Origin of the sequence: Yinghuangia seranimata (genome assembly GCF_029953285.1) — a bacterium.
Classification (GTDB): Bacteria; Actinomycetota; Actinomycetes; order Streptomycetales; family Streptomycetaceae; genus Yinghuangia; species Yinghuangia seranimata.
This window is the reverse complement of record NZ_JASAOI010000077.1, coordinates 57,254-67,294: the sequence shown is the minus strand read 5'-3', so window position 1 is coordinate 67,294 and position 10,041 is coordinate 57,254. Positions and strand designations below refer to the sequence as shown.

Below are 10,041 nucleotides of genomic sequence, written 5' to 3'. Positions count from 1 at the left end.
CCCGCGCCCGTCGTTTTCCGGTCACCCGGAGGCCGCGTCAGCCGCCGAACTCCTCGAGCGCCTTGCGCGCCTCGGCGAGCCAGCCCTCGCGGGCCGCGATCGCGTCCTCGGCGTCGCGGAGCTTGCGGTCGTTGCCGGCCGCGCGCGCCTTGTCGGCGTCCGCGTGCAGCTTGTCGATCGAGGCCTGGAGCTGGTCGACCGTCGCCTGCGCGCGCGCCCGCGCCTCGGGGTTGGTGCGCCGCCAGAGGTCTTCCTCGGCGTCCCGGATCGCCCGCTCCACCGCGTGCAGCCGGGCCTCCATCTTCGGCCGGGCGTCGCGCGGGACGTGGCCGATCTCCTCCCACCGCTCGTTGACCGAACGCAGCGCGGCACGGGCCGCCTTCACGTCCTCGACCGGCAGGATCGCCTCGGCCTCGACGAGCAGCTGCTCCTTGAGGCCCTGGTTCTCGCGCTGCTCGGTGTCACGCTCCGCGTACACCTCGCCGCGGGCCGCGAAGAACACGTCCTGCGCGGCGCGGAAGCGCTGCCACAGCTCCTCTTCGACGTCGCGCTGCGCGCGCCCGGCGGCCTTCCAGTCGCGCATGAGGTCGCGGTAGCGGGCCGACGTGTCGTTCCAGTCGGTCGACGTCGACAGTGCCTCGGCCTCGGCGACCAGCCGCTCCTTCGTCCGACGCACGCCCTCGCGCTGCTGGTCGAGCTCCGCGAAGTGGCTCTTGCGGCGCTTGGCGAACGTCGAACGGGCCTGCGAGAAGCGGTGCCACAGCTCGTCGTCCGTCTTGCGGTCCAGGCGCGGCACGGCCTTCCACGCGTCGACCAGCGCGCGCAGGCGCTCGCCGGCGGCACGCCAGTCGGTGCTCTGGGCGAGCTGCTCCGCCTCGGTGACGATGCGCTCCTTGGCGCCGTGCGCCTCTTCCTGGGCCTTCGCGCGCTGGACCTTGCGCTCCTCGCGGCGCGAGTCGACGACGCCGGTCAGCGCGTCCAGCCGCTTGACGAGCGACTCCAGGTCGCCGACCGCGTGGGCGTCCACGATGTTGGCGCGCAGGTGCTCGATCGCCGTCGCGGCGTCCTTGGGAGCCAGGTCGGTGGTGCGGACCCGGCGTTCGAGGAGCTCGACCTCGACCACGAGGCCTTCGTACTTGCGCCGGAAGTAGGCGAGGGCTTCGTCCGGGGAACCCGCCTGCCACGAACCGACGGAACGCTCACCGTCCGCGGTTCTGACAAAGACGTTTCCCTCGTCGTCGACGCGGCCCCACGGGTCGCTGCTCACAGCGGCCTCCTTCGATGCTGAATGCGGCGCACTTTACACAGGAGTCGGGGGCGGCGGGCGTGCCGCCGCCCCGCGACAACCGTGATTCGGCTGGATGGAGCCTGACGGGTCAGGCCTACTTCGTCACGGTCACCGTGTTGAGGACGACGGTCTCGTGCGGCGCGCCGTCCGAGTTGCCGTCCTCCGTCCCAGCGTCGGCGATCTTCTGCAGCACGTCCATGCCGCCGGTGATCGTGCCGAACGGGGTGTAGTTCGGGGGCAGCTGGGTGTCCTTGTAGACCAGGAAGAACTGGCTGCCGTTGGTGTTCGGGCCGGAGTTCGCCATGGCCACGGTGCCCGCCGGGTAGGTCGCGCCGGTCAGGTTCTCGTCCGCGAACTGGTAGCCGGGGCCGCCGCTGCCGGTGGCCGTCGGGTCGCCGCACTGCAGCACGTAGATGCCGGCCGTGGTCATGCGGTGGCACTTCGTGTGGTCGAAGTACTTCTTCTCGGCGAGGAAGTTGAACGAGTTGACCGTCTTCGGCGCCTTGGCGGCGTCGAGCTTGACCGTGACGTCGCCGCAGGTCGTCTTGAGCGACATCGTGTAGGCGGCCTTCGTGTCGATCGACATCGGCGGCTCGGCCTGGAACTTCTCCTGGGTCGGCTGGCCCGGGGCCGGCTCGGCGCAGGTCTTCGGCTTGGTGTTCGGCTTCGGCGCGTTCGACGGCGTGTCAGCGGCGGTGTTCGTCTTGTCGTCCTTGCCGTCGTCGCTGACCGCGCTGGCGATCCACACGCCGCCGCCCGCGACCACCACGACCGCGAGCGCGGCACCGATCAGCGCGTTGCGCTGCTTGGCACGCGTCCGGGCCTCGGCCCGCCGCTTGTCCTGCCGCTCCTGCTTCGCGCGCGCGAGCTGGCGCTGGCGCTGCTCCTTGCTGACCACCGGGCGTTCTCCTGGTTCGGCTTCGGGTCGGACGGGCTGTCGGTCGGCACCGCCCCGGCCGCGCCATTGACGGCTCGACCTGCGGTGATGCCCCGGAGCCGCCGACAGCGGGCGACTGGCGCACAGTGTAGGCGCGCCGTCGGGAACCGGTTCGCGAACCGGCCCCGCGCGCCGGTACCCTCGGACGAGGATTCCCACGTCCGCCGCATACTGCCGTGTGATCGGCCGACCCGGAAGACCCCGGGATCCGCTCGCACCACCGTGTCGCCGCCGACGTACCGCCGACCTGTCGATCCGCCGCGATCGAACCGCCGAGACAGCCGAGGACCAACGTGATCATCGCCGGGTTCCCCGCCGGGGCATGGGGCACCAACTGCTACGTGGTGGCGCCCGCCAAAGGCGAGGAGTGCGTGATCGTCGACCCCGGCCAGGACGCGTTCGACGGGGTCCAGGAGATCCTGCGGGAGAACCGGCTGCGGCCCGTCGCGGTGCTGCTGACCCACGGCCACCTCGACCACATGTGGTCGGTGGTCCCGGTGTGCGACGAGCACAAGGTGCCGGCCTGGATCCACCCCGACGACCGCGAGCTGCTGTCCGACCCGGGCAAGGGCATCTCGCGCGCGCTCGGTCAGCAGATCTTCGGCGACATGACGTTCACGGAGCCCGACGAGGTCCGCGAGCTGAGCGACGGCGCCGTGCTGGACCTGGCGGGGCTGGAGTTCCAGGTGCGCCATGCGCCCGGCCATACCAAGGGGTCGGTGACCTTCGGCACCGGGGAGGACGGGGACATCCCGCCCGTCTTCTACTCCGGTGACCTGCTGTTCGCCGGCTCCATCGGACGCACCGACCTGCCCGGCGGCGACCACGCGGAGATGCTGCGGTCGCTGAGCCGGGTGGTCCTGCCGCTGCCGGACGAGACCGTCGTCCTGTCCGGGCACGGCCCCCAGACCACGATCGGCCGCGAGCGCGCCACCAATCCGTACCTGCAGGAGCTGGCGCCCGGGTCGGGACCTCGCCGAGGAATGTGACGGAACGCAAGACGTGAGTACCTTCTCCGCCCCCAAGGGCACCTTCGACATGCTCCCGCCGTATTCGGAGACCTTCAACCGGATCCGGATCCAGTTCGGCCTCGAACTGCGCGACGCGGGCTACCAGTACATCGAGACCCCCGCCTTCGAGGAGACGGGCCTGTTCGTGCGCGGCGTCGGCGAGTCGACCGACGTCGTCACGAAGGAGATGTACACCTTCGACGACCGCGCCGGCCGGTCGCTGACGCTGCGCCCCGAGGGCACCGCGGCGGTCGTCCGGTCCGTGCTGCAGCACAACCTGCAGGCCCAGCGCCTCCCGGTGAAGCTGTGGTACTTCGGCTCCTTCTTCCGGTACGAGGCGCCGCAGGCCGGCCGGACCCGGCAGTTCCACCAGGTCGGCGCCGAGTCGATCGGCAGTGCCGACCCGCTGGTCGACGTCGAGATGATCGCGCTCGCCGTCGAGGGCTTCCAGAAGCTCGGCCTGAAGGACTTCCGGCTGCTGCTGAACTCGCTCGGCTGCAAGGAGTGCCGCCCCGTCTACCGCGCCAAGCTGCAGGACTTCCTGCGCGCACTGGACCTGGACGAGGACACCCGGCGCCGCATCGAGATCAACCCGCTGCGCGTCCTCGACGACAAGCGTCCCGAGGTGCAGGCGCAGCTGACCGACGCGCCGCTGATCACGGACAACCTGTGCGAGGCGTGCGCTGCGCACCACACGTTCGTCAAGTCGATGCTCGACGACCTGAAGATCGCCTACGAGGACAGCCCCAAGCTGGTGCGCGGTCTGGACTACTACGTCCGCACCATCTTCGAGTTCGTCCACGACGGCCTCGGCGCGCAGTCCGCGATCGGCGGCGGCGGCCGCTACGACGGCCTCGCGCAGGAGCTCGGCGGGCCCGAGCTGCCCTCGGTCGGCTGGGCGCTCGGCATCGGCCGCACCATGCTCGCCATGGAGGCGGAGGGCCAGGCGATCGAGACCCCCGCCGACTGCGACGTGTACGGCGTCGCGCTCGGCGAGTCGGCCCGCCGCGAGGTGTTCAAGCTGGTCACCGCGCTGCGGCTGGCCGACATCCCGGCCGACATGGCGTTCGACAACAAGAAGCTCAAGGGCTCCATGAAGGCGGCCGACCAGATGGGCGCCCGCTACGCCGTGATCGTCGGCGAGCGCGACCTCGCCGAGGGCGTCGCGCAGTTGAAGGACCTCACCACCGGCGACCAGACGGCCGTGGCGCTCGACGCCGTGGTCGACACCCTGAAGGAGAAGCTCCAGTGATCCGCACCCATGACGCCGGCACGCTCCGCGCTGAGCACGCCGGAACCACCGTGACGCTCGCCGGCTGGGTCGCCCGGCGGCGCGATCACGGCGGCGTGGCGTTCGTGGACATCCGGGACGCGTCCGGCACCGTCCAGGTCGTCTTCCGCGACCTGGACGCGGTGCACGGGCTGCGCGGCGAGTACTGCGTCAAGGTCACCGGCGACGTGCGGATCCGCCCCGAGGGCAACGAGAACACCGAGATCCCGACCGGCGCCGTCGAGGTGCTGGTGACCGACTTCGAGGTGCTCTCCGAGGCCGCGCCGCTGCCGTTCCCGATCGAGGAGTACACGCCGGGGTCGGTCAACGAGGAGGTCCGGCTCCGCTACCGGTACCTCGACCTGCGCCGCCAGCAGATGGCCCGCAACCTGCGGCTCCGCTCGCAGGTCACGCAGATCATCCGCGAGGTGATGGCCGAGCACCGGTTCCTCGACATCGAGACGCCGTACCTGACCCGGTCCACGCCGGAAGGCGCCCGCGACTTCGTCGTGCCCGTCCGCCTGCAGCCGGGCACCTGGTACGCGCTGCCGCAGTCGCCGCAGCTGTTCAAGCAGCTGCTCATGGTGGCCGGCATGGAGCGCTACTACCAGATCGCGCGCTGCTTCCGCGACGAGGACTTCCGCGCCGACCGGCAGCCGGAGTTCACGCAGCTCGACGTCGAGATGTCGTTCTGCGACCAGGACGACATCATCGGCCTCACCGAGGCGCTCGTCGCCCGGGTGTGGCGCGAGGTGCACGGCGTCGAGGTGCCGCTGCCGCTGCCGCGCATGGCGTACGCCGACGCGATGGCCAAGTACGGCTCCGACAAGCCCGACCTGCGCTTCGGCCAGGAGATCACCGACCTGACGGCGTACTTCGAGGGCACCGCGTTCCGGGTGTTCCAGGCGGAGTTCGTCGGCGCGGTCGTCATGCCGGGCGGTGCGTCGCAGACCCGCAAGGAGCTCGACGGCTGGCAGGACTGGGCCAAGGCGCGCGGCGCGCGCGGGCTCGCGTACGTGCTGGTGGACGCGGAGACCGGCGAACTGCGCGGCCCCGTCGCCAAGAACCTGTCCGAGGCGCACCTGGCCGGTCTCCCGGCGGCGGTCGGCGCGAAGCCGGGCGACGCGGTGTTCTTCGCCGCCGGCCGGCGCACCGGATCGCTCGAACTGCTCGGCGCGGCCCGCCTGGAGATCGGGCGCCGCTGCGAGCTCATCGACGAGTCGGCGTGGAACCTGCTGTGGGTCGTCGACTTCCCCATGTTCGAGCCGATCGAGGACGACAAGGGGAACTTCCAGGGCTGGCACGCGATCCACCACCCGTTCACGGCGCCCACGGACGCGTACCTCGACTCGTTCGACAAGGACCCGGGCTCGGCGCTGTCCAACGCCTACGACCTCGTGCTCAACGGCACCGAGATCGGCGGCGGCTCGATCCGTATCCACCGCGCGGACGTGCAGAAGCGCGCGTTCGAGGCGATCGGGCTCTCGGACGAGGAGGCGCAGTCGCAGTTCGGCTTCCTGCTGGACGCGTTCCAGTACGGCCCGCCGCCGCACGGCGGTATCGCGCTCGGCCTCGACCGGCTCGTGGCGCTGCTGGCGGGCGCGGACTCGATCCGCGACGTCATGGCCTTCCCGAAGACGGCCACCGGCGGCGACCCGCTGACCGGCGCCCCGACGGAGATCACGGCGGCCCAGCGGCGCGAGGCCGGCATCGACGCGAAGCCGAAGGCCGCGGCGGCTGCCGCGGCCGCGGACGGCGCCGCGGAGAAGGAAGCGAAGCCGCAGGAGGCATGACCTTCGCCCGTGCGGCGCGGCGGATGACCCCGCCGGCCGATGTGACGGAGTGAGCAGAGGGCCAGGCCCGGTACCCGGTGACGGGTGCCGGGCCTTGCCGCGTCCGCCCGTCCGCGCTCCGCCCGTCCGCGCTCCGCCCGTCCGCCCGCCCGCGCTCCGCCCGCCCGCGCTCCGCTCGCCCGCCTGCTCGCCCGCCTGCTTGCTCGCTTGCCGCTCGCTGCTTGCCGTTTGCCCTCGCTCGCTCGCCGCTCGTCCGCTTGCACGCGTGCTTGCCGGTGTACCCGCCGGTGTGCCCGCGGTCTCGTGCCGACTCGGCCTCTCGCGGGCGCTTGTCAGCCTGTGCCCGGCTCCTGGCGTTCGTTGTCCACAGCCTCGCCGTAGCCGAACCGGTTCTGCACAGCCTGACGTTCCGTCGGATGTGCCCGTCGCGTCGGATCCGTAGCTTGGTCTGCGTGCCCGGCGAACCGTCGTCGGGCGGTGTGTCCGACGGGGGAGGAGCCCGGCATGAGCAAGGCAGACAGGAGCGAGAAGGTCCGCAAGGCGGGGAAGTCGGCCAAGGCCGTCGAACGGCTGGGAGCGGGTGGGTCGGTCGAGGGCGAGGAGCCCGTCGAGGCGGCGAAGGCGGCGAAGCCCGGCAAGGCGGTCGGCGCACGCACTTCGGCGGGCCTCGCGCGGGTCAGGGAACCTGCCACGGCGAAGCCGGGGGCGGCACGGCGGGAGCCGCGCCCGGCGCCCGCCGCGTACGTCCCGTTCCTCGTCCCGCGTGCGGCGTTGCGGCGGCGGGGCTGGACGGAGGCCGGCATCGGGCGGTTCCTGGGAGTGGCGGACGCGCAGGCGCCGAACCCGGTGTTCCGCAGTGCGCACCCCATGCGGCTGTTCGACCTCGCGCGGGTCGAGGGCGTCGAGGCGACCGAGGAATGGCTCGCCTGGCGGGCGGAGTCCGAGCAGCGTCGGAACGGGGCGCGGGGGAGACCGCGGACCGGTGCGTCCGGCGGCCGGTCCGCCGGGCGTTGATCGCACGTGACCACTGATGGAGCGTCAATGTCCGCCCCATGACCGATCATGGGTTGCGGAGACTCGGGACGGAGGACGCATGAGCCTGACCGTGCACGTCAATTCGCTGCGCTGGTTCGTGGAGAACCAAGGAGGTGCGGAGTTCCTCAGGTCGTTCGGCGACCCGCTCGACGACGACGCGGTCGAGGCCGCCCGCACGGTGGCGTACCCGGACGCCGCGCGGCTGGTCGGCACGCTGCGCGCGGCCAGCGTCGGCGCCGAGTGCTGGTTCACCCTGGACGACGAGGGGGCCGACGCGCTTGAGGCGCGGCCGGGCCCCGACGCGGTGTCCCTCGGCGAACTGAGCCTCTCCGTCGGCGGAAACGACGACCGGATACCGGGCCACGTCGCGGTCACGGGCCTGACCTGCCGCGCCCCGCAGCCGGAGGCGATAGCCCGCGCCGCGGCCGCCCTCGCCGAGGCGTTCGGCCCCCAGGTGGTGTGGGACGACGGCCTCGCGGACGTCATGGTCGTCCACCCGGGCGCGACCGTCGCCGAGGTCCGCACCCGCTGGGAGCGGGCATGAGCGTCGCGGTGCGCTGACCGCTGGGCCGCGGGCGGGGCGGTGAATATGACGTCGCCGTCCGGACATTCGATGCGTCACCATCGGGCGCATGGCGACTGTGGGAGAGGCGGGCAGGCTCGGCCTGCTGCGGGCGAACGCGCCCTTCCGGAGACTGTGGTCGGCGCGGGCGATCTCCTTCCTCGGTGACTCGCTGAGCCTGGTCGCGCTGATGCTGTACATCGCAGAGTCGTCCGGCGAGGCGCTGGCGGTCGCCTTGCTGCTGCTGGTCGGGGACTTCGCACCGGCGTTGCTGGGGCCGCTCACCGGGGCGCTCAGCGACCGCTTCGACCACCGCCGCGTCATGGTCGTGTGCGAACTCGTCCAGGGCGGCGTGCTGGTGGTCGTCGCGGTGTGGCTGCCGGCGTTGCCGTGGCTGCTGGCCCTCGTCGCGTGCCGTGCGATCGCCGGGCAGGTCTTCCAGCCCGCGTCCCGGGCGATCGTTCCGGCGCTGGTGCCGGACGAGCGGCTGGAGGACGCGAACGCCGCTGTCGGGTTCGGCACCAACGGCGGCGAGGCGCTCGGTCCGCTGGCGGCGGCGGTGCTCCTGCCGTGGGTCGGGGTGCGCGGGGTGCTGTTCGTGGACGCAGCGACGTTCGCCGTGTCGGCACTGCTGCTCCGGGGTCTGCCGAGCGGGGCGGGTGCGGCGGACGAGGAGCCGTCGGCGCTGCTGACCGACACGTGGCAAGGGCTGCGGTACATCGCCGCCGCTCCGGTCGTGCGGGTGGTCACGCTCGGGTTCTTTGCGGTGGTCGCCTGCAACGGTGTCGACGACGTCGCGTTGGTTTTCCTGGCCACCGGTCCGCTCGGCGGCGGATCTGTGGAGGTGGCGGTGCTGCTCGCCGCCGTCGGCATCGGGCTCTTCGCCGGCTACCTGCTGCTGGTGCGAGTCTCGGGGCTGGTGCCGCTGGGGGTACTGCTCGTCATCGGCTTCGCGGTCAGCAGCGCGGGCAATCTGCTGACCGGCCTGGCGTGGGGGGTGGGGGCGGCGTTCACGGTACAGGCCGTGCGCGGCCTTGGCATCGCCGCGATGGATGTCGCCGCGAACACCCTGATCCAGCGCACGGTTCCACCCGGCATGCTCGGCCGTGTCTTCGGGGCGATGTACGGCGCCATCGGTGTCGCTGCCGCGCTGTCGTACGTGTGCGGTGGTCTGCTGCTGGACGCCGTCGGCCCCCGTGCGGTGTTCGTCGCGGCCGGTGCCGGCGGTCTGGCGGCGACCGCCGGCACCGGCCTGGCGCTGTGGCGGGCCGTGCGGCGCGGCGCGGCGACTACTGCCGGGGTAGCGCGGCCAGGAACTCCTCGAGAATCGCGTTGAACTCGTCCGGCCGCTCCAGGTTCGGGTAGTGGCCGACGCCGTCGATCGTCGTGGAGCGGCCGTCGGTGACGGTGCTCACGAGGAGTTCGCCTGCGGCGATGTGGGTCTCGGCGTCGATGCCGCCGTGGACCGCCAGCACCGGCACCTGGATGGCGGCCGCGCGTTCCGGGGTGATCGCCACGCGCGTGGTCCGGTCGGGCTCGTCGACGGTGTGCTTGCTCGCGGTGTGGGCGATCATCTCGCCGATCCTGCGCACGATGTCGGGGTCGACGTCGTCGAGCGTGCGCTCGGGGCCCGCGACGCCCTTCAGCCACGCGTGCACCCAGCCCTGGGTGTCGCCCGCGGCCAGTGCCCGGCCCTGCTCCTCGGTGACCGCGGCGCTCCACCGGTCGACGCGGCCGGGCTCGCTGATGCCGGCGCCGCTGACGACCAGGGCGCGGACGAGGTCGGGGTGCTCCACGGCCGTCTCGACGGCGATCGCGCCGCCCATCGACACGCCGACGAGGACCACCGGGCCGAGGCCGAGCGCCCGCAGCAGGTCGGCGACGTCGTCGCACTGGCGGAACGGCCGTGAGGCGTTGGCGGATCCGCCGTGCCCGCGGGCGTCCGCGGCGATGACGCGGAAGCGCTCGGAGAGGAAGGCGACCTGCTCGTCCCACATCCGGTGGTCGACGAACCCGGCGTGGAGCAGCACGACGGCCGGTCCGTCGCCGACGTCGCGGAAGGCGAGGTGGCCGTCGGCGACGGCGATGACGGACAGGTCGGAGACGGGCAGGCCGGTGACGGCGTCGGAGATCATGACAACCAAGG

The 10,041-nt window shown here is 72.3% G+C and carries 9 protein-coding genes; 6 read left to right on the top strand and 3 right to left on the bottom strand.

The features are described 5' to 3' along the window. Positions 1-37 precede the first annotated feature (37 nt). Together QI554_RS38985 and QI554_RS38980 are read right to left on the bottom strand one after the other, a co-directional pair. A complete protein-coding gene (locus QI554_RS38985; RefSeq protein ID WP_281477405.1) occupies positions 38-1,267 on the bottom strand; it encodes a DUF349 domain-containing protein in 1,230 nt (409 codons plus the stop codon). 115 nt (positions 1,268-1,382) lie between these two features. Then, on the bottom strand, positions 1,383-2,186 hold the full coding sequence (locus QI554_RS38980) for a peptidylprolyl isomerase (protein WP_281477404.1): 804 nt from the start codon (positions 2,184-2,186) through the stop codon (positions 1,383-1,385). A gap of 332 nt (positions 2,187-2,518) precedes the next feature. Between QI554_RS38980 and QI554_RS38975 the strand changes: the two genes are divergently transcribed. From QI554_RS38975 to QI554_RS38950, 6 genes are all read left to right on the top strand, one after another. Then, complete coding sequence (locus tag QI554_RS38975) at positions 2,519-3,214, top strand: MBL fold metallo-hydrolase (protein ID WP_281477402.1); 696 nt, start codon at positions 2,519-2,521, stop codon at positions 3,212-3,214. A 13-nt stretch (positions 3,215-3,227) separates the two neighbouring features. Beyond that, on the top strand, positions 3,228-4,487 hold the full coding sequence (gene hisS / locus QI554_RS38970) for a histidine--tRNA ligase (RefSeq protein ID WP_281477400.1): 1,260 nt from the start codon (positions 3,228-3,230) through the stop codon (positions 4,485-4,487). Continuing rightward, positions 4,484-6,298 (top strand): aspartate--tRNA ligase, encoded by a 1,815-nt coding sequence (gene aspS, locus QI554_RS38965; protein ID WP_281477398.1) that lies wholly within the window; start codon positions 4,484-4,486, stop codon positions 6,296-6,298. Before hisS ends, aspS begins: the two co-directional genes overlap by 4 nt. A 504-nt stretch (positions 6,299-6,802) precedes the next feature. Next, positions 6,803-7,312 (top strand): hypothetical protein, encoded by a 510-nt coding sequence (locus QI554_RS38960; RefSeq protein ID WP_281477396.1) that lies wholly within the window; start codon positions 6,803-6,805, stop codon positions 7,310-7,312. A 79-nt stretch (positions 7,313-7,391) separates the two neighbouring features. Next, the gene (locus tag QI554_RS38955) at positions 7,392-7,877 is read left to right on the top strand and encodes a hypothetical protein (protein WP_281477394.1); all 486 of its coding nucleotides are present in this window, start codon (positions 7,392-7,394) and stop codon (positions 7,875-7,877) included. Between the two features lie 88 nt (positions 7,878-7,965). Continuing rightward, positions 7,966-9,231 carry an MFS transporter gene (locus tag QI554_RS38950; protein ID WP_281477392.1) on the top strand — a complete coding sequence of 422 codons (1,266 nt, stop codon included), beginning with the start codon at positions 7,966-7,968 and terminating at the stop codon, positions 9,229-9,231. Here the strand turns inward: QI554_RS38950 and QI554_RS38945 are convergent. Continuing rightward, positions 9,185-10,030 (bottom strand): alpha/beta fold hydrolase, encoded by an 846-nt coding sequence (locus tag QI554_RS38945; RefSeq protein ID WP_281477390.1) that lies wholly within the window; start codon positions 10,028-10,030, stop codon positions 9,185-9,187. The genes QI554_RS38950 and QI554_RS38945 overlap by 47 nt on opposite strands. Positions 10,031-10,041 lie beyond the last annotated feature (11 nt).

Coding starts and splice junctions, on each gene's coding strand:
- QI554_RS38960 (WP_281477396.1), top strand. CDS start 6,803: ATGAGCAAGGCAGACAGGAGCGAGAAGGTCCGCAAGGCGGGGAAGTCG.
- QI554_RS38955 (WP_281477394.1), top strand. CDS start 7,392: ATGAGCCTGACCGTGCACGTCAATTCGCTGCGCTGGTTCGTGGAGAAC.
- QI554_RS38950 (WP_281477392.1), top strand. CDS start 7,966: ATGGCGACTGTGGGAGAGGCGGGCAGGCTCGGCCTGCTGCGGGCGAAC.
- QI554_RS38945 (WP_281477390.1), bottom strand. CDS start 10,030: ATGATCTCCGACGCCGTCACCGGCCTGCCCGTCTCCGACCTGTCCGTC.